Genomic DNA, 20687 nt, shown 5'->3' on the forward strand with positions numbered 1-20687 from the left:
TCACCGATTGAACGGTTTCAATCGATCAGAGGTCTGTAGCAGCCAAGGCTGCGGCTCAGCGGCCGGGCTGACCGGGTGTGCGACGCAACCGCTCCGAGAGCTTCCGTCGCGGGGGCCGGGCGGTGAAGTCGCCGCCGCGGGACTGTCCGGCCACGAGCACCCGCAGGGCGGTGGGAACGTCGGCCTCCGACGCCGGGCGGATCTTGATATCGCCACTGCTGCGTTCGAGGCCGTCCGCGTCGACCACGATCCCGGGCCTGGTCACCAGGATCAGATTCCCCCCGATCCGCAGGTCGACATCGATATGCAAGGTGCTGTGGGTGATCAGCGCCTCGGTGAAGTCGAGCTTCGCGTCGCAGAACATCAGGCGGATCTCCATACGGCGCGGAACCAGCCAGCGTCCGGTGCGTGAGACATCACCGAACCGCTGGTCGATCCGGACCAGATCCTTGGCCTGCGGAGGCATCCCTTCCGAGGGCAGGTCGGCGGTCAGCCGGGCCAGCTCGCCGGCGGTGCGGGCGGACAGTGCCGCGTCCAGGCGCTCGTCGAGCTCGGCGGCGGTGAGCCGGCCGTCGCCCGCGGCGACCTGGAGGATTTCCACGACCTGGTCCCGGTCCCGGTCCGATGCCCGCATGTCGGGCCTCGCGCTGGATCCGGAAGAGTCGCCCGTCGGCCTGAGTTCACCCGTCATACCGGCATTCTGGTGCACCGCCCGGAGCGCCGCAACGCCGACGATCACACTCCTGCCAAGTCACGTCGACGTCTCGAACGCAGAGCCGCGGCCCGTCGGATCCGGCGGCCGGGCGGTCGCGGCCGTCGGTCCGGGCGGGCACGTCTGGATCGGGACGCCTCGCTAACCGGGGAGGGCCCAGACCTGGTTCTGCTGGTTGGGGCGGGAGTTGGCGCAGGTGTTGACGATCAGGGGATCGCCGTCGGTGGTCCGTGAGGCGTAGGCGTCGAGGCAGCGTCCGGGCGCTCCGGCGTTCTCCAGGTAGCCGTTGCGCTTGTACGTCCACTTCTGGGTGGCGCTGCCGTCGCAGGGGCTGAGCACGGCCCAGTAGCCGGTGTACGCGCTGTCGCTCCGGTGTTTCGCGTCGAGGCAGTTGCCCAGGGTGCGGACGGTGCCGTCGCCCGGCAGGGTCCAGCGCTGGTTGGCGCCGGCGTTGCAGCTGTACAGGACGACCGGGTTGCCCGATGCCGTACCCGCGCCGCTGTCGTCGACGCACTTCCCGCCGATGCCGGTGATCTGGCCGGTGGGCTGCTGGCCGGTGCAGCCCGCGCCGGGAGTCACGCGGAAGACGGCCGTGCCGTGCGGGGGCACGGTGGCGCCGATGGCGGACGTGGTCGAAGTGGCCCCGGTCCAGAGGTCCTTGACCGAGACGGAACAGCCGTCGCCGCCCAGGAAGCCGATATCGGCCGGTGTCGTGCTCGCCCGTACGGCCGTGGAGCCGCGGTTCAGGAGGGACACGGCGCGGTCACCGTTGGCCAGCGGCCGGGCCAGCACGTCGACGGTGCCGTCGCGGGAGACGATTCCGGCCTGTCGCCCGAGGGGGTCCTGGTCGATGGCGATGATGTCCGCGTTGCCCACCGTGGCGAGGGATTCGGGGCTGAGGGAGGTGACGTCCGTGCTGAGGATCAGCGGCGAGGCCATCATCGACCAGAGAGCGAACTGGGACCTGGACTCCTCGTCGGTGAGGGCCTCGCCGGGGATGAGGAAGTCCGGGTCGTTCCAGCTGCCGGGCGCGGCATAGCGTGAGAGCGGTGAGTTGTAGGCGTACTGCGCCATGACTCCGGCACCGTTGGTGTCCTTGTCCCAGGCGGATCCGCCCATGTTGTGCATCTTGACGTCGTAGCCCCCGCGCCAGAGCTGCCCGCTCTTCGAGGCCCCGTCGATCACGTCGTACCAGTCGGACAGATCGGACGCGCCGATGTAGAAGTACGCGGGGGACGACTCGGAGAACACCATGTCGCGCCCCGAGGCGTTGGCCTTCATCGCGGCGGCGAAGTCGTCGTAGGCCGAGATGTATCCCGCAGCGCTGCTCGCGGAGGACGGCATGTTGCAGCCGTCGAGCTTGATGAAGTCCACGCCCCAGGAGGCGAAGAGGTCAGCGTCCTGCTGGAAGTGGCCCCAGCTGCCCGGGAAGCCGCCGCAGGTCGTCGTGCCGATGTCGCCGTAGATGCCGAACTTGAGCCCCATCGAGTGCAGTTGGGTCCCGAGGTCCGCCATGCCGCCCGGGAACTTGCTCGTGTCGGCGGTGAGACCGCCGTCGGCGTCACGCGCCATGGTGCTCCAGCAGTCGTCGACGGTGACGGTGTCGTAGCCCTTCGCGGCGAGGCCGGTATCCACGAGCGCCTGGGCCTGATCGAGGATCAGCCGGCGGCTCGGACCCTGGTCCCCGCTGTTCGGCACGTTGGTTCCGCAGCCGTAGCGCGCCCAGTTGTTGAACCCCATGGGGGGTGTGAGTGCGAGCGGGGTGCCGTTCGGGCTGGTCGCCGTGGGGGACGCCTCTGCCGTCGGTGCGGTCACGGTGCCTGCCAGCGCGACGGTGGCGGCTACGGCGGTCAGGATCGTCTTCCACGCATGGAGTCGTTGGGTTCTCTTCATGACGGTGCCGGTACTCCTACCACTCGGCTTGAGCATGACAAAGATAGGAGCTGTTAGTGCAATGCATGAGCCGGTGCATGTCAAGAGATGCTCGAAATCATGATGAGTCAATCAAATTCGATCACAAGTGACCTGACACCTCGTGATGTCGGGTGACCGTGCGCAGATTCATCGCACTGAGATCCGATGTATGGCCCACCGGTGGGTCGGTGGTAGGCGCAGCCGGGTGCCTGCGGCGGTGAGTGACGATGCGAGAACCGTTGACAAAAGCGTGACCTGCTAGAAACCTGTCACCTCAACGCCGCAAAAAGTTGACCAGATCACTCAAAATACTAGGCAATGAGCGTGAGTTTTCCGGCAGGTGGCTCGCTCTCCCTTCTGCCGGCGTACCTGATCGTCCCTCCATCGGTGCACCGGCAGCCCACACCCCGGCCCTGACCGACCGCATGACGCACCGCGCGTCGTGCGGTCGGTGACGCGTCGTCGTGCCCTCCCGGTCCCGCAGCCCCACGGAACAGAGGACAGCATGAGATGGAAGCAATTCAGCTGGCGGCTCCTCATCGGCGCGGTGACAGCCGCACTGATGACGGTCGGAATCCTGCCGGTCACGGCCTCGGCGGCCGTATCGGGTCCCGACCTCGCCCTCGGTAAGCAGGCGACAGCCAGCGCATCGAGCGGTGCCTACTCGGCGTCGAACGTCACCGACGGCAGCCAGCAGACGTACTGGGAGAGCCCGGGGACGTTCCCGCAGTGGGTGCGGATCGACCTCGGGGCCCGGTTCGACGTGGACCAGGTGGTGCTGAAGCTGCCGAACACCTGGGAGGCGCGGACCCAGACGCTCGCCGTCCAGGGCAGCGGCGACGGCAGCAGCTACAGCACGCTGTCCGCGTCGGCCGCGCGGGTGTTCACACCATCGGCGGGCAACACCGTCACCATCGGCCTCACCGCGAAGCAGACGCGCTACATCCGGGTGCAGGTGACGGCGAACACCGGCTGGAACGCCGCACAGCTCTCCCAGGTGGAGGTCTACGGGACGAGCGGGGGCGACGACCCCGGCCCGCCGGTGACCGTCGGTTCCAATCTGGCACTGAACAAGCCGATCGCGGCCTCCTCGTCCACGCAGAACTTCGTGGCGGCCAACGCCAATGACGACAAGACCGGCACGTACTGGGAGTCGAACGGCTACCCCTCGACGCTCACGGTGAAGCTCGGCGCGGACGCCGACCTCGAAGCCGTCGTCGTCAAGCTCTCCCCGGACCAGGCCTGGGCGGCCCGCACCCAGGGTCTCCAGGTCCTCGGCCGCTCCCAGTCCGCCACCGGCTTCACCTCGCTGAAGGACCGGGCCGACTACGCGTTCAGTCCCACCGGCAACGAGAACACGGTGACGATCCCGGTGACCGGCCGGTACGCCGACGTCCAGCTCAAGTTCTTCTCCAACACCGGCGCTCCCGGTGCCCAGGTCGCCGAGATCCAGGTCGTCGGCACCGCCGCGCCCAACCCGGACCTGACCGTCTCCGAACTGAAGTGGTCGCCTGCCTCGCCCTCCGAGGGCGACGACGTCACCGTGACCGCCACCGTACGCAACACGGGTACGGCGCCGGCCGCAGCGACGACGGTCGATGTCAGCCTGGAAGGCGTGGTGGCCGGCAGCGCACCGGTGAGCGCCCTCGCAGCCGGTGCGTCGGACACCGTCTCCGTCGATGTCGGCAAGCGGCCGATGGGCACGTACAGCGTCTCGGCCGCGGTCGACCCGACCGACACGGTCATCGAGCAGGACAACACCAACAACAGCCGTACCGCTGCTTCGAAGCTCGTGGTCTCGCAGAGCCCCGGCCCCGACCTGGAGGTCGTCGGCATCACCTCCAGCCCGACTAATCCCGCGGTGGGCTCCGCCGTCACGTTCACCGTGTCCGTACACAACCGCGGAACCACCGCTGTGAGCGCGCCGACGGTCACCCGTCTTCTCGTCGAGAGCACCACGCTGAACGGTACGACCGGCGCGGTCCCCGCCGGATCCACGGTCACCGTGCCGATCAGCGGGAGCTGGACCGCGAAGAGCGGTGGCGCGAACCTGACCGCGACCGCGGACGCGACCGGCACGGTCGCCGAGACGAACGAGAACAACAACGTCTACTCCCGCTCCATCGTCGTCGGTCGGGGCGCCGCGGTTCCGTACACCGAGTACGAGGCGGAGAAGGGCGACTACCGGGGCACGTTGCTGACCTCTGACAAGAAGCGCACCTTCGGCCACACCAACTTCGCCACCGAGTCCTCCGGCCGCCAGTCCGTGCGGCTCAACACCACCGGAGAGTACGTCGAGGTCACCTCGACCGTCCCGTCCAACTCCATCGTGGTCCGCAACTCCATCCCCGACGCCGCGGGCGGCGGCGGGTCGGAGGCCACGCTCAGCCTGTACGTCAACGGCACCTTCGCCCGCAAGCTGACCCTCTCCTCCAAGCACAGCTGGCTCTACGGCGACACGGACAGCCCCGAGGGCCTGACCAACCGGCCCGGCGGTGACGCCCGCCGGATGTTCGACGAGTCCAACGCACTGCTGGGCCAGACCTACCCCGCGGGGACGAAGTTCCGGCTCCAGCGTGACGCGGGCGACTCGGCGTCCTTCTACATCGTTGACCTCGTCGACCTGGAGCAGGTGGCACCGGCGATCGCACAGCCGGCCGGATGCACCTCGATCACCACCTACGGAGCCGTCCCGAACGACGGGATCGATGACACGGACGCCATCCAGCGGGCCGTGACGGCGAACCAGAACGGTGACATCGGCTGCGTGTGGATTCCGCCGGGGCAGTGGCGGCAGGAGCAGAAGATCCTCACCGACGACCCGTTGAACCGGGGCCAGTACAACCAGGTGGGCATCAGTGACGTCACGATCCGCGGTGCCGGGATGTGGCACTCGCAGCTGTACACGCTGACCGCGCCGCAGGACGCGGGCGGCATCAACCACCCGCACGAGGGGAACTTCGGCTTCGACATCGACGACAACACCAAGATCTCGGACATCGCGATCTTCGGTTCCGGCACCATCCGGGGCGGTGACGGCAACGCCGAGGGCGGCGTCGGTCTCAACGGCCGCTTCGGCAAGGACACCAAGATCACCAATGTGTGGCTGGAGCACGCGAACGTCGGCGTGTGGGTCGGCCGCGACTACGACAACATCCCGGACCTCTGGGGACCCGGTGACGGTGTCGAGTTCACCGGGATGCGGATTCGCAACACCTACGCGGACGGCATCAACTTCGCCAACGGGACCCGCAACTCTACGGTGTTCAACTCCTCCTTCAGGAACACCGGGGACGACTCGCTCGCCGTGTGGTCGAGCAAGTACGTGAAGAACCCGTCGGTGGACGTCGGCCACGACAACCACTTCCGCAACAACACGATCCAGCTGCCCTGGCGGGCCAACGGCATCGCGGTCTACGGCGGCTACGGCAACACGATCGAGAACAACATCGTCTCCGACACCATGAACTACCCCGGCATCATGCTGGCGACGGACCACGATCCGCTGCCGTTCTCCGGGGAGACGCTGATCGCCAACAACGAGCTCTTCCGTACGGGCGGCGCGTTCTGGGGCGAGGCCCAGGAGTTCGGGGCCATCACACTGTTCGCGTCCGGTCAGGACATTCCGGGCGTCACGATCCGGGACACCGACATCCACGACTCGACCTACGACGGCATCCAGTTCAAGTCGGGCGGCGGGTCCGTGCCCGGCGCGAAGATCTCGAACGTCCACATCGACAATTCCGTCAACGGGTCGGGAATCCTGGCCATGGGAGGGGCCAGGGGAAGTGCGACTCTGACCGATGTGACCATCAGCGGCTCGGCCGACGGCGATGTCGTGGTCGAACCCGGTTCACAGTTCGTCATCAACGGCAGCGCCGGTGAGGCGTCCGCCAAGAAGTAGCTCCGGTCCCGTACCGGACACGACCCGGCCTCCGGCCGGCACGCCGTCGGCGCGTGCCGGCCGCAGGCGCGTGTGTCCGCAGCCATCACCCCCTGCCCCTGCCTTCAGGCGCGGAGGGCCTCGCGGAGGTGTTCGCCGAACTCGGCGGGATGCGTGCTGAGCCCGGTGTGCCCGCCCGGGAAGTGCCGGAGTTCCGTGCCGAGGCGCTCGGCCAGCAAGGCGGCCGGACGGTAGGGCAGCTCGCCGCGTGAGTCCCGGCCGCACGCCAGCACCAGCCGGTCCGACAGCGCTTCGAGCCGGTGGACGTCCGGTACGTAGGACATGAACGCGGGCACGATGCGTCCGACGAAGTACGGGAGGTCCGCCATCGTCCGCTCGGCCCGCGCCGCCGCTTGCGGTGGCAGCTCGACCGCGGCGACCGGCTCGTCGGTGGCACCGGCCTTCTTCAGCCCCGCAGAGAAGGCCGCCATCGCCGGACCGATCCCGTCCACGCGGAACGTCTCGGTGACGCGCGCGACGAGTGCGCGATGCGCGGGAGCGTCGGGGAGGACCTCCACCATCGGCGGCTCGTGCGCCACGACCCGCTCGACGGCCGCGGGACGGGCGGTGAGCAGATGCACGGCGGCGATCGCGCCGGAACTGCAGCCGAAGACACGGGCGGGCCCACCGGGGGAGAGCAGCCGCAGCAGGCGGAAGGCGTCGTCGGCGTGCTCGGCCACGCACTGCCCGGCCCCGGGGTCGTCCAGGGTGCTGCGCGACATGCCGCGGGGGTCGTAGGTCGCGACGGTGTATTCGGCGGCCAGCTCGCCGGCGATCGGGTCGAAGGACGCCGCGCCGCCCGTCCCGCCGGGGATCAGCAGCAGGAGCGGCCCGTGCCCGCGCACCTCGTAGTGCAGGGTCGCGCCGTCCACGCGAAGGCTGCCCACGGTCGGTTCGGTCATGCGGCGTCCCCTTCCCGGGACGGGGGCCAGTGCTCCAGCAGGGTGTCCAGGGCGTCGAGTGCCCGCACCCAGGACTGCTGAGGTGAACGCGCGTGCCCGAAGCCGCCCGCCGCCTCAAGGGCGACGAAGCCGTGGAACGTGCTGCGCAGCAACCGGACCGCGTCGGTCAGGTCGGGCTCCGCGAGTCCGTAGCCGCGCAGCATGCCGTAGGTCAGCTCGACCGCGCGCCGCGGTCCGGGTGCCTTCGCGGCCAGTTCGGGATCGATCTCGATGGGGGTCTGCGTCGCCATGTAGCGGCCCGGATGCTCGTGGGCGTACTCCCGCCAGGCGTCCGCGAACGCGACCAGCGCGTCCCGGCCCGCCCGCCCGGCCGTCGCCTCCGCGATCCGCATGGTCTTCTCGTCCGCCGCGAGCAGGGCGATCCGCCCGCGCAGATCCTCGAGACCGCGGACATGCGTGTAGAGGCTCGCGTCCTTCACCCCGAGCCGCCGCGCCACCTGAGACATGGTCACCCGGTCGAGACCGACCTCGTCGGCCAGTTCCGCGCCCGCGATCGTCACCCGTTCGACTGTCAGCCCGGCCCGCACCATGTGTCCTCCCCAAGGTCCTAATGGGTCTAGATATAGCCTAGGGCCCCTAGGTTCGGCAACCCGGGTTCCGTGTCGCCGGGGTCGGTCGCCGTGAGTCCGCCGGTGAGTCTGAAAGAAACGAAAAGAATACTAAGTAACCCACATTGGCGACAGCGGGGCCTCTCCCTATTTCTTCCGGACCGAACGTCCGGTTCAATGAGTTGAAGATCAGTCGAGGCGCTCGGGGGGAATCTCATCAAGTCACCGGTCGAGGATTGAAGCCGCTGCAGGCGGACAAGGATGTATCGGGTTCGTGCGGGACGCCTCATAAGAGGTCACCTCATCGAACCAGTTGAAATTCTCGGCTACCCACTTTCGCCCTCAAGGGTGCGTGGGTGCTTGCCATTCATTTTCCGTACGCCCCTGGGGATTTCGGCTTCCGCGCGAAGTCGAAAGCCCTGGTTCCCCTTGCGGCGGCGCAGGTGGCGCGGTCGGTCAGCATTTCCACGGAGGTGTTTCGGGTGTACGAATACGAACGGCGCGCCGACGGCTGCATCCGGCCCGCGCGACGATTATCGACGAGGGTCCATCCCCAGGAGATTCTCCGTTCCCTCGCTTATCCGCTGCTCCTTGCGGCCACCCTCTGCGTGGCCGCGAGTTCGCTGATCCTGGACTGGGATCCCGGCCGGGTCAGCCCGCTCTTCCTGGTGGGCACCCTCATCTACCTGGCCGCCCTGGAAAGGCTCATCCCGCACCGGCGCGACTGGCATCCAAGCCGGGCGGAATGGCGCTGGTACGGCGTCTACTTCCTCCTCACCATGGCCGCGAGCGCGCTGGCACAGCTCGGCGTGACGACCGCGGTCGGGAGGATCTCACCCGCCGATCCGGCGCTCCCGCTGTGGGCCGAGATCCCGGCCGCCCTGCTGAGCGGTTCGCTGGCCAGCTACCTGGTACACCGACTGGGGCACGCCAACCCGCTGCTGTGGCGGCTCCACGGGGTGCACCACGTACCGCAGAAGGTCAACGTCGCGAACAACGGCGTCAATCACGTACTGGACATCGTCCTCGCCCAGGGCGCCGTCCAGCTCACCCTGGCACTGGCCGGATTCTCCAGTCGCTCCGTGCTCGCCACCGGTCTGTTCGTGGCCGCACAGGGCTACTTCGTCCACGCCAACATCGACGTGCGCATCGGCAGGCTCAACCACATTCTGGCCAGCCCCGAACAGCACCGTCTGCACCACAGCACGGAGTTGTCCGAGGCAGGCCACTACGGCTCCGACCTGTCGTGCTGGGACCACCTCTTCGGGAGCTTCACCTGGCGGCCGGGGCGCGAGCCGGCCGCGGTCGGTCTCTGCGATCCCGCCTCCTTCCCCGGAACCGGCGAGATCCTCGGAAGCCTTCTCCATCCGTGGCGCCGTGCGAAGGGGGCCTGAGACGAGACCGTCCGACCCCGGGGCCCGGCCCCGCACCACAGACTTCGGCGCTGCCTCCCGGCAGCGTGACCACCTGATGAGGAGTGTGCGAACTTGGCTGACGCGATCAATGACGCTTCTACGGGCAAAGTAGCGATCATCGGTATCGGCTGCCGCTTTCCCGGCGAGGCATCGGACCACCGCGCCTTCTGGCAGAACCTGCTGGACGGCAAGGACTGCGTCATCCCGACACCCGCGGACCGCTACGACGTCACCACCCTCAGGAGCGGCCACCGGGACAAGCCCGGCCGCCTCGTGGGCGGCAGGGGCGGATACATCGAGGGCTTCGACGAGTTCGAACCGGCCTTCTTCGGCATCAGCCCGCGCGAGGCCGACCACATGGACCCCCAGCAGCGCAAGCTCCTGGAGGTGGCCTGGGAGGCCCTGGAGGACGGCGGCCAACGGCCCGCCGAACTGGCAGGCAGTGACACGGCCGTATACGTGGGTGCGTTCACGCTGGACTACAAGATCCTGCAGTTCGCCGACCTGAGCTTCCAGACACTCGCCGCTCACACCGCGACCGGCACCATGATGACGATGGTGTCGAACCGCATCTCGCACTCCTTCGACTTCCGCGGCCCCAGCCTCTCGGTCGACACCGCGTGCAGCTCGTCCCTGGTTGCCGTCCACCTGGCGTGCCAGAGCCTGAACAGAAGAGAGAGCGGTCTCGCGCTCGCGGGCGGAGTGCTCCTGCACATGGCACCGCAGTACACCATCGCCGAGACGAAGGGCGGATTCCTGTCGCCCGAAGGGCGTTCACGTACCTTCGACGCCTCGGCCGACGGCTACGTACGTGCCGAGGGCGTCGGCCTCGTCGCGCTCAAGCGGCTGGAGGACGCGCTGCGGGACGGGGACCCGATCCACGCGGTGATCGCCGGCACCGGAGTCAACCAGGACGGCCGGACCAACGGCATAACCGTTCCCAACGGGGAGGCCCAGGTCTCCCTCGTGCGCCGGGTCTGCGCCGAGGCGGGCATCACCCCCGGCGACCTGCAGTACATGGAGGCGCACGGCACCTCCACGCCGGTGGGCGACCCGATCGAGGCCAACGCCCTGTCCCGGGCACTCGCCATCGGGCGCGCCCCGGGCGCCGCCTGCTACGTCGGCTCGGTGAAGGCGAACATCGGGCACACGGAATCAGCCGCCGGCATCGCCGGGCTGATCAAGACCGCCCTCGCTCTCAAGCACCGCCGGATCCCGCCCCACATCAACCTCGAAAGGATCAACCCGGCCATCGACCGCGGCTCCTCGCCGTACGACATCCCCACCACGGTGACGGACTGGCCCGAACACGAGGGCCCCGCGCGGGCGGGAGTGAACGCCTTCGGCTTCGGCGGGACCAACGCCCACGCCGTCCTGGAGGAGGCACCCGCGCACACGGCGCGCGCAGAGACCGCCCGGCCCTCGCCGGCTGCCCGGCCCGTCCTGCCGCCGCAGGAGCGCGGCTGGAGCATCCTGCCCCTGACCACACGTCACCCGGACGCCCTCCCGCAGCTGGCGCGGGGCATCAGCCGCGAGCTTGCCGGAGAGCACGGCCCCGCCGTCGCACTCGACGACCTCGGCCACACACTCGCCCACCGGCGCCAGCACCTGGAATCACGTCTCTCCGTCGTCTACTCCTCCAGGGAATCCCTGGAGGAGGCGCTGGACACCTGTCTGCGGGGCGAACCGCATCCCCGGGTGGTGCAGGGGCGACAGCTGGATACCCCGGACCGCCGCCTGGTCTGGGTGTTCACCGGTATGGGCCCGCAGTGGTGGGCCATGGGACGCGGCCTGCTGGCCAGTGAGCCGGTCTTCCGGGACGCGGTCACCGCGTGCGACCGGGAGATCCGGAAGATCGCCGGATGGTCCCTGATGGACGAGATGGCGGCCGACGAGAGCCGGTCGCGGATGGCGGAGACCTGGCTCGCGCAGCCCGCCAACTTCGCCGTGCAGATCGGACTGGCGGCCCTGTGGCGTTCGTACGGCATCCACCCGGACGCCGTGGTCGGGCACAGCACCGGCGAGATCGCCGCCTTCTACGAGGCGGGCGTCTACTCGCTGGAGGACGCGGTCAGGATCGCCGTCCACCGCAGCCGGCTCCAGCACACCCTGTCCGGAACAGGCACCATGCTGGCCGTCGGGCTGCCGGAGGCCGAGGCCGATCGCCGGGTGCGCCCCTACGGAGACCTGATCTCCGTGGCCGCCGTCAACAGCCCCGCCTCGGTCACCCTGGCAGGGGACGGGACGGCACTGGCCGCGCTGGCCGACGAGCTGCGCACCGAACTGGTCTTCACCAAGTTCCTTGCGGTGGAGGTCCCTTACCACAGTGCCGCCATGGACCGGATCAAGGACGAACTCCTCACCGCGCTCGCCGGAATCGAGCCCCGCCCGGCGACGGTTCCGGTTCACCTGACGGGTCAGGAGGGCGTCGCGGAAGGCGTCGAGCTGGACGCCGGGTACTGGTGGAAGAACGTCCGCGACCGGGTGCGCTTCCACGCGGCCGTGGACCGGCTGGCCGACGACGGCCACCGGCTGTTCCTCGAAATCGGCCCCCATCCGGTCCTCGGACACGCCATCCGCGAATGCCTGGAGGCGAAGGGCCGCACGGGCGTCTCGGTACCGTCGGTGCGCCGCGCGGAGGACGAACCCGAGCGCTTCGCCGTGTCCCTGGCGACCCTGCACAACAACGGGTTCGACATCGCGTGGGACGTACTCCAGCCCGTGGGGCGCACAGTCCCGCTGCCCCGCTACCCCTGGCGTCGTGACCGGCACTGGACAGAGCCGGGAGCCGTCGCGCAGATCCGCCTCGGCCGGCTCGATCACCCTCTGCTGGGCCGCCGCACGGACCACACAGAACCGACCTGGCAGGCCCGGCTCGACACCGAGAGGCTGCCGTACCTGGCCGACCACCGCATCCAGGACTCCGTGGTCTTCCCCGCGGCCGGATACCTGGAGATGGCCGCACAGGCCGTGCGGGAGCTGACCGGGGGCACGGACGTCGTGCTGGCCGACATCGATCTGCGCAAGGCGCTCTTCCTGGCAGAGGACGACGCCCGCACGGTCCACCTCTCCGTGTCGCTGGAGGACGGCGGCTTCGTCGTCGCGTCCGCGGCGGCCGGACCGGAGACGGAGCGGGTGGTGCACGCCAGTGGGGTGGTCCGTACCGCGCAGCGCCGCTCGGCCGGAGCACCGCTGCACGCGGACCCGATCAGGGAACGGTGCCCGCGCCGGCTGGACAACCAGGAGTGCTACACCGCGCTGGCCGCGCTGGGCTACCAGTACGGTCCCGCCTTCCAGGCCATCGAGGAGGTCTGGATCGGCGCCGACGAGGTGCTGGCCCGGATCACTCCGCCCGCGGCGATCGGGGGCGGGGCCGCGGATCACCACATCCACCCGGTGCTGCTGGACGCCTGTTTCCAGGCTCTGCTGACGCCGCAGCTCCTGACCGGGGAGACACCGGCGCCGGGCACCGGCATCCGGTTACCTCTGTCGCTCGACGAGATGAGCGTTTCCCCCGTGGGCGACCGCACCTTGTGGGTGCACGGCACGGTGCGCCGCCACGACGGGGACGCGCTGGTGGGTGATCTCGCGCTGTACGCCGAGGACGGGACGGCGCTGGGCCGCATGCGGGGATTCCGCGCGGCCGACGTGGAGAAGGCCTCGGGGGCCGTCTCCCGCAGCACCATCGACTCCTGGCTCGCGGAGCCCGTCTGGACCGACCGCCCCTGGGCGGCGGCCTCCGGGGTGGCGGCCGAGGGATCCGGCACGGGCGAGCCGCAGGACTGGCTGGTCCTGGCGGACAACGGGGGAGTGGGGGACGCCTTCGCGGAGCTGGTGACCGCGCGCGGCGACCGCTGCCGCACCGTATGGCTGGACGACGCCGGCGACGGGCCGGAGCGGGGCGGAGAACTGCCCGCCGCACCGGACTGCGCCGCCCGGCTGGAACAGCTCTTCACCGAACTGGACCGCGAAGGTGAGGCCTTCCGCGGCACGGTCGTGCATCTGTGGAACCTGGATCAGCCCGGCATCGACGCCGCCGGGCGCCAGGATGTGGTGCGGGCCGCGGACACCGGGGCCTACTCCCTGGTCGCGCTCGCCAGGATCCTGCTGGCCCGGCAGACCGGCGGACGGCTGCACGTGGTCACCCGAGGAGCCCAGCCCGTCTCACCGGGCGAGCCGACCGAACCGCTCGGTACGCCCGCCTGGGGCGTCACGCGCGTACTCAGGCACCAGGAGCTGGCAGGCCATCGGGGCAAACTGGTCGACCTCGACCCCGCACGGGAGCCCGGCGCACCCGGCGTCCGGGCGGACGCCGAGGCACTCCTGCGCGAGTTCCTCGTTGACGACGAGGAAGAGATCGGGCTGCGCGGCGACCGCCGGGCGACCAGCCGCATCCGGCCCGCCGAAGGACTGACCAGGCCACTGCCGCTGCGCCTGCGGGCGGACGGAAGCTATCTCGTCACCGGGGCGTTCGGCGCCCTGGGCCGACTGTTGTGCCGGACGCTGGTGAAGCGCGGCGCCCGACGGCTCATCCTGATGAGCCGGACCCCCGTACCGGACCGCCACACCTGGCAGGAGACCGACCCGGCAACGGCGCAGGGCAGGGCCGTGGCCCTCCTCAAGGAGCTGGAGGCCGCCGGCGCGCAGACGGTCCTCGCGCCGGTCGACGTGACCGACGAACACGCGCTGACCGGCTGGCTCGACGCGCACCGGCGGGACGGGGCACCGCCCGTACGCGGCGTGTTCCACCTCGCGGGCCAGGTGCGGGACAGGCTGGTCCCCGACATGGACCGCACCACGTTCGACGCGGTGCTCGACCCGAAGGCCGTGGGGGCGTACCTGCTGGACAAGCACCTGCGCGACGAACCGCTCGAACACTTCGTCCTCTTCGCCTCGATCGCCTCACTGCTGACGACCGCGGGCCAGACCAACTACGCCGCGGGCAACGCCTTTCTGGACGCGCTGGCCCATCGGCGGCGCGCGCAGGGCCTGCCGGCGCTGAGCCTCGACTGGGGCCCCTGGGCCACCGGAATGATCGAGGAACTGGGCCTGGTCGACCACTACCTCCACAGCCGGGGCATGAGCTCGCTGTCCCCGGAAGCCGGGATGAGCGTCCTGGAACGCGTCATCGGACAGGACCGGGCGCAACTGCTCGTCGCCACCGTCGTCGACTGGCAGACCTTCCTGGCCTGGTACGACTCCCCGCCGCCGCTGGTCACCGAACTGGCCGCGGCCGCTCAGGAACACACCGCGGAGGAGGGAGGCGGAATCCTCGACGCCTTCCGCGACGCGGGAGAGGCGGACCGCCGCCGACTGGTCATCGACCGGTTCACGGCGATCACCGCCACGGTCCTTCGCTCCGCGGCGCACGAGATCGACCCCGCGGCCGGGCTCACCGGACTGGGGCTCGACTCGCTGCTCGCGATGGAGCTGCGCGCCAGGACACAGGCCGATCTCGGAATCGCCCTGCCGGTGGTCGCCCTGCTGAGCGGCACCTCCGTGGAGGAACTGGCCGGCCGGCTGTACGACGGCCTGACCGAACGGGTCGCGGCCGGTGGCGCGGGGGAGAGCGACGCGACGGCCGTCGAGGTGTTCACCGACGAGCTGAACCACCCCCTGACCCAGAACCAGAAGGCGCTCTGGTTCCTCAAGCAGCTCAACCCCGACGGCTACGCCTACAACATCGGCGGCGCGGTGGAGGTGCGCGCCGAGATCGAACCCGAGCTGATGTTCGAGGCGGTGCGCAGGCTCGTCGCGCGCCATCCGGCGCTGCGCGCCAACTTCCACCTGGAGGAAGGCCTGCCGGTGCAGCGCACGACCTCGGGCACGGAGCCCGACCTCGGCCTGTTCGACGTCCAGGGCCAGGGCTGGGAGGACATCCGGCGCACGATCATCCGCGAGTACCGCAAGCCGTACGACCTCGAACGCGACCCGCTCGTGCGGTTCAGGCTGTTCAAGCGCGGGCCGAGCCGCTGGGTCATCATGAAGGCCGTCCACCACATCGTCTCGGACGCGATCTCGACGTTCACCTTCATCGAGGAACTGCTCGCCGTGTACGAGGCGCTGAAGCAGGGCCGGGAACCCGCCCTGCCGCCCGTCGGCGCCCGGTACCTGGACTTCCTCAACCAGCAGAACCGGTTCCTGGCAGGACCCGAGGCCGGCGGAATGCTCGAGTACTGGCGCTCCCACCTGCCCGCGGAGGTCCCGCTCCTGGACCTGCCGGTGGACCGCCCCCGGCCCGCCGTGCAGACGCACAACGGCGCCTCGGAGTTCTTCGTGCTCGATACGGAGCTCAGCGCCCGGGTCCACGCGCTGGCACAGGAGCACGGCGTGACGCCGTTCATGGTGCTGCTCAGCACCTACTACATCCTGCTGCACCGCTACTCCGGCCAGGACCATGTCATCGTCGGCAGTCCGGTGACCGGCCGTACCCACCAGGAGTTCTCCTCGGTCTACGGCTACTTCGTCAACCCGTTGCCGCTGCACGCGGACCTGTCCGCGGGCCCCACCGTCGCGGAGCTGCTGGAGCAGGTCCGCAGGACGGTCCTCAACGGCCTGGACAACCAGGAGTACCCGTTCGTCCTGCTGGTCGAGGAGCTGGGCCTCCAGCACGACCCCAGCCGTTCGGCCGTGTTCCAGGCGATGTTCATCCTGCTCACCCACAAGGTGGCCACCGAGCAGTACGGCTACCGCCTGGAGTACATCGAACTCCCCGAAGAGGAAGGACAGTTCGACATCACCCTGTCGGTCTACGAGGACGAGGCGGAGGGGTGCTTCCACTGCGTCCTCAAGTACAACACCGACCTCTTCCTGCCCCGGACCGTCCGCCGCATGGCCGAGCACTACGTCCAGCTGCTGGACAGCATGACGCGGGCGCCCGCCGGACTGCCCACTCCGAGGCTGGAGATGCTCGGCGCCCAGGAGCGCGAGCAACTGGTCACCGAGTGGAGCGGATCCTCCCGGCTGCCGGCCGTCGCGGGACGGGAACCCGGCCGTGACCGGACCGTCCACCAGCTGATCGGGGACATCGCCCGCGCCCACCCCGAGGCCGTCGCCGTCTCCGTGCCCGACCTTCGGGGCCCCACGGAACACCTCACATACGGAGAGCTCGACCGCAGGGCCGATACCAGGGCCCGGCGGCTGCGCGAGCTGGGCGTGACCCAGGGTTCCGTCGTGGGGCTCTGCCTCGACAAGTCACCGGAACTGGTCGTCACCCTCCTCGCGGTGCTCAGGGCGGGCGGCGCCTACCTGCCGGTCCACCCCGACCAGCCCGCGGAGCGCGTCGCCCACGTACTGGGCATCGCGCAGGCCGCCCTCATCGTCGTCGACGACACGCGCGCCGCGTGGGCCGAGGGCCTGCCCGCCACCGTGCTGACCCCGGCGAGGCTGGGCGCCACGGAGACCGAGGGGCCCGCGCCGCAGGGGAGCACCGACCTCGACGCGCCCGCCTACGTCATCAACACCTCGGGGTCCACCGGCCGTCCCAAGGCCGTGCGGGTCAGCCATCGCAGCCTCGTCTCGGCGTACGCGGCATGGTCCGGGGAGTACCGGCTGGCGGACGCGGCACGCGTCCACCTCCAGATGGCCGAGCCCTCGTTCGACGTGTTCACCGGCGACCTGGTCCGCGCACTCTGCTCCGGCGGCCGGCTGGTCCTGGCCGACCGGGACCTGATCTTCGACACGAGCCGCCTGTACCGCACCATGCGGACGGAACGGGTCGACAGCGCGGAGTTCGTCCCCGCCGTCGTACGGGGCCTGATGGACCACTGCGAGCGCGCTGGCGAACGGCTCGACTTCATGAGCCTGCTGGTGGTCGGTTCCGATGCGTGGAAGGTGGCGGAGTACGAGCGGCTGCGCGGTCTGTGCGGTCCCGGTACCAGGGTGATCAACTCCTACGGCGTCACCGAGGCCACCATCGACAGCGCCTTCTTCGAAGGGCCCGCGGACGGTCTTGAGCCAGGTCTCATGGTGCCGATCGGCCGCCCGCTGGCCAACAGCACACTCCATGTCCTGGACGAACACGGCGAACCCGTCCCGCCAGGCGTGCCGGGCGAGCTGTGGATCGGCGGCGAGGGCGTCGCGATCGGCTACGCCGGTGACCCGGAACAGACGGCGCAACGCTTCGTGACGCGGCAACTGAGCCGCGAGCCGGGCGCCGCACCGGTACGGCTGTACCGGACGGGCGACGTGGCGCGCTGGGACACGCACGGCCGGATGCACCTGCTCGGACGCAGCGACCACCAGGTCAAGCTGCGCGGCCACCGGATCGAGGTCGCCGAGATCGAATCGCACCTGGCGGGCTGGCCGGGCCTCGCCCGCGCCGTGGTGGCCGTCCGCCCCGACGCGGCCGGAGAACCGATCCTCTGCGCGTACTGCGTGGCGGAGCCGGGACGGACACTGGACCGGCGGGCCGTGCGCCGCCATCTCGCGGGAGCGGTACCGGCCTTCATGGTGCCGTCCCATGTCGTCGAGCTGCCGGAGCTGCCGCTCACCGCGCACGGAAAGGTGGATGTCGCCGCGCTCCCGGTACCGGCCGGCACGGACCGGCAGCAGTCGTACGAAGCACCGGTGACCCTCTACGAACTCAGCATGGCCCGGCACTGGGAGGCGCTGCTCGGGATGGACCGGGCGGGGCTCGGGGACGACTTCTTCGAATCCGGCGGCAGCTCGATCAAGCTGATCGAGCTGATCCACCACCTGCGGACGGAGTTCGGCATCGGCGTCCCGGTCAGCCGCCTGTACCAGGCCACGACCCTGCACGGCATGGCCGCGGCCGTGGCGGACCTCGTCAACAACACGACCTCGGAGGAGCTGCCGTACCTCACCTTCAACCCCGGGCCGGGACAGCCCGTCTTCTGCTTCCCCCCGGCCGGCGGCCACGCGCTCGTCTACCGCGGTTTCGCGGCGCAGCTCCTGACGTACCCGATCGTCGCGTTCAACTATGTGCCCGGTGACGACAAGGTCGCCCGGTACGCGGATCTGGTGGAGTCCGTCGGGCCGGAGGGCCCCTGCCGGCTGCTCGGGTACTCGCTGGGCGGCAACCTCGCGTTCGAGGTGGCCAAGGAGCTCGAATCACGCGGGCGCGAGGTCTCCCACGTCGTGGTGCTGGACTCCCGCCGCATCCTGGAGACGTACGAGCCGGGCGAGGAGGGCGTAAGGATCTTCGAGGAGGAGCTGGGCCGGCATCTGTACCAGCACACCGGCTCGGAGATCGTCGCCAAGACCGTCCTCGAACACGCGGCCGAGTATGTGGGTTTCTGCGGCAGAACCCCCAACACCGGGACGGTGGCGGCCTCGGTCGGCGTCGTCACCGACGAGGAGAAGGCGGGCCTCTACGCCCCCGGCGCCCCCGGAACCTGGCACGGCAGCTCAACCGGCGGGACCCACGTCCTGCGGGGCTCCGGGACCCACGCCGACATGCTCGACCCCAAACACCTCCCGCGCAACGCCGCCCTGGTACGCGCCCTTCTCACGGGGGACGCCGACCATGCCGGATGAGGACGACTGGGACAGCCCGCACCGGACACCCGGCAGCGCGCCCCGCGTCATCGTCATCGGCGCGGGAGTGGCAGGCCTGTCCACCGGCTGCTACGCGCAGATGAGCGGGATGCGGACCCGCATCTTCGAGAAACACGTGCTGCCCGGTGGATGCTGCACGGCCTGGTCCCGCGACGGCTACCTCTTCGACTACTGCATCGAGTGGCTGATCGGCACCGCCGCGGGCAACGACGCCAACCAGGTCTGGCGCGAGCTGGGCGCGCTCGACGGCAAGACCGTCAGGAACTTCGACCTGTTCAACAAGGTCGTCGACGAGGACGGCAGGTCGGTGACCTTCTGGAACGACCCGGCCCGGCTGGAGGAACACCTGCTGCGCGTATCGCCCGCCGACGCGCGCCTGATCCGTTCCTTCTGCCGTGACCTGAGGAGGTTCACGGAGATCGAGCTGTACCCGTTCCTGACCGCGCCGGCCCTGCGGACCGTACGGGAACGGGCGGCGACACTGCGCACCGTACTGCCGGCGTTCCGCCTCTTCTGGCGCACCGCCGCCACCCCGATGCACCGGTTCGCGGACCGGTTCGAGGACCCGCTGCTGCGCAGAGCCTTCCGGAACATCTTCTTCCAGGACCCGGAGGGCTTCCCCCTGCTCCCGTACCTCTTCAACATGGCCAGCGCCTACCACGGCAACGCGGGCTTCCCGCAGGGCGGTTCGCTCGGCCTCGCCCGCTCCGTCGAGGAGCGGTACACCGGGCTCGGCGGGACGGTCACCTACCGCGCCCGTACCGAGAGGGTGCTGGTGGACAGCGGGCGGGCCGTCGGAATCGAGCTGCGCAACGGCAGGAGGTACTACGCGGATCACATCGTCTCCGCCGCCGACGGGCACACCACCGTCTACGAGCTGCTGGGAGGCAGATACACCGGCCCGAGGATCGACAAGCTCTACACCGAACTTCTGGAGCGCCCCGGAACGCTGTTCCCCGCCGTCGTCTCCGCGTTCGTCGGCGTCCATGGCGATCTCCCCGCCGGGGACGCTCACAGCACCACCTACCTGCTGGCGCCGGAGGAGGCCGCCGAACTGCCCGGCGCACTCCAGAACAGCCTGGTGGTCCAGCTGCGCTCGCGCTACTCGGACGGCTTCGCACCGCCGGGCAAGTCCGTGGTCCACTGCACCTACTTCAGCGACTACACCTACTGGAAGGCGCTGCGCCAGAGCGACCGCAAGGCCTACTGGGCGCAGAAACGCAAGGTGGCCGACTTCGTACGGCGGTTCCTGGGGCGGCTCTGGCCGGGCACGGCCGAGCGGATCGACCTGGTGGACGTGGCCTCACCGGCGACGACCCGGCGCTACACCGGAAACCACAACGGCTCGATCCTCGCCTGGAAGGCGTTCTCCGAAGCCGACGACGTGTCCGCCGGCCTGGTCGGCAAGGACCGGATGCGGCTGCCCGGACTCAGCGGCTTCTCCATGGCCGGCCAGTGGGTCGGCATGGGCGGACTGATCCGTGCCGCCTCCACCGGCCGCTTCGCCACCCAGTACCTGTGCGAGGAACTGGGTCTCCCGTTCAAGGCGTGGGAGAGCGGCGGCACCACCCCCTGGCACCCGGACAGACTGGGCAAGCTGCCCCAGCTCGACCGGTGGTCCTCCAAGGAGGGAACCGGCTCGTGAGGACAGACAGGAGTGAGACGAAGACGTCT

8 protein-coding genes are annotated in these 20687 nt (G+C 69.8%); 4 read left to right on the plus strand and 4 right to left on the minus strand.

Annotated elements, in window-relative coordinates:
* Positions 1 to 55: 55 nt before the first annotated feature.
* Complete coding sequence (locus OG892_RS38440) at positions 56 to 691, minus strand: DUF1707 domain-containing protein (protein WP_371631495.1); 636 nt, start codon at positions 689 to 691, stop codon at positions 56 to 58.
* Between the two features lie 162 nt (positions 692 to 853).
* Positions 854 to 2605: a ricin-type beta-trefoil lectin domain protein gene (locus tag OG892_RS38445; protein ID WP_371631496.1), complete on the minus strand. Its 1752-nt coding sequence runs from the start codon at positions 2603 to 2605 to the stop codon at positions 854 to 856.
* A gap of 526 nt (positions 2606 to 3131) precedes the next feature.
* Here OG892_RS38445 and OG892_RS38450 point away from each other — a divergent pair.
* A complete protein-coding gene (locus OG892_RS38450) occupies positions 3132 to 6530 on the plus strand; it encodes a CARDB domain-containing protein (protein ID WP_371631497.1) in 3399 nt (1132 codons plus the stop codon).
* Between the two features lie 104 nt (positions 6531 to 6634).
* Here OG892_RS38450 and OG892_RS38455 read toward each other — a convergent pair whose 3' ends face one another.
* Both OG892_RS38455 and OG892_RS38460 read right to left on the minus strand, forming a co-directional pair.
* Complete coding sequence (locus tag OG892_RS38455; RefSeq protein WP_371631498.1) at positions 6635 to 7471, minus strand: alpha/beta fold hydrolase; 837 nt, start codon at positions 7469 to 7471, stop codon at positions 6635 to 6637.
* Positions 7468 to 8061, minus strand: a complete 594-nt coding sequence (locus OG892_RS38460) for a TetR/AcrR family transcriptional regulator (protein WP_073733845.1) — start codon at positions 8059 to 8061, stop codon at positions 7468 to 7470. Before OG892_RS38460 ends, OG892_RS38455 begins: the two co-directional genes overlap by 4 nt.
* A 578-nt stretch (positions 8062 to 8639) precedes the next feature.
* Between OG892_RS38460 and OG892_RS38465 the strand changes: the two genes are divergently transcribed.
* The 3 genes from OG892_RS38465 to OG892_RS38475 all read left to right on the plus strand — a co-directional run bounded on the left by OG892_RS38465 (position 8640) and on the right by OG892_RS38475 (position 20658).
* Positions 8640 to 9473 carry a sterol desaturase family protein gene (locus OG892_RS38465; protein WP_371631757.1) on the plus strand — a complete coding sequence of 278 codons (834 nt, stop codon included), beginning with the start codon at positions 8640 to 8642 and terminating at the stop codon, positions 9471 to 9473.
* 93 nt (positions 9474 to 9566) lie between these two features.
* On the plus strand, positions 9567 to 18992 hold the full coding sequence (locus OG892_RS38470) for an amino acid adenylation domain-containing protein (RefSeq protein WP_371631499.1): 9426 nt from the start codon (positions 9567 to 9569) through the stop codon (positions 18990 to 18992).
* Positions 18982 to 20658, plus strand: a complete 1677-nt coding sequence (locus OG892_RS38475) for an NAD(P)/FAD-dependent oxidoreductase (protein WP_073733843.1) — start codon at positions 18982 to 18984, stop codon at positions 20656 to 20658. The genes OG892_RS38470 and OG892_RS38475 overlap by 11 nt, the downstream gene beginning before the upstream one ends.
* Positions 20659 to 20687 lie beyond the last annotated feature (29 nt).

It is taken from the genome of Streptomyces sp. NBC_00341 (assembly GCF_041435055.1).
Classification (GTDB): domain Bacteria; phylum Actinomycetota; class Actinomycetes; order Streptomycetales; family Streptomycetaceae; genus Streptomyces.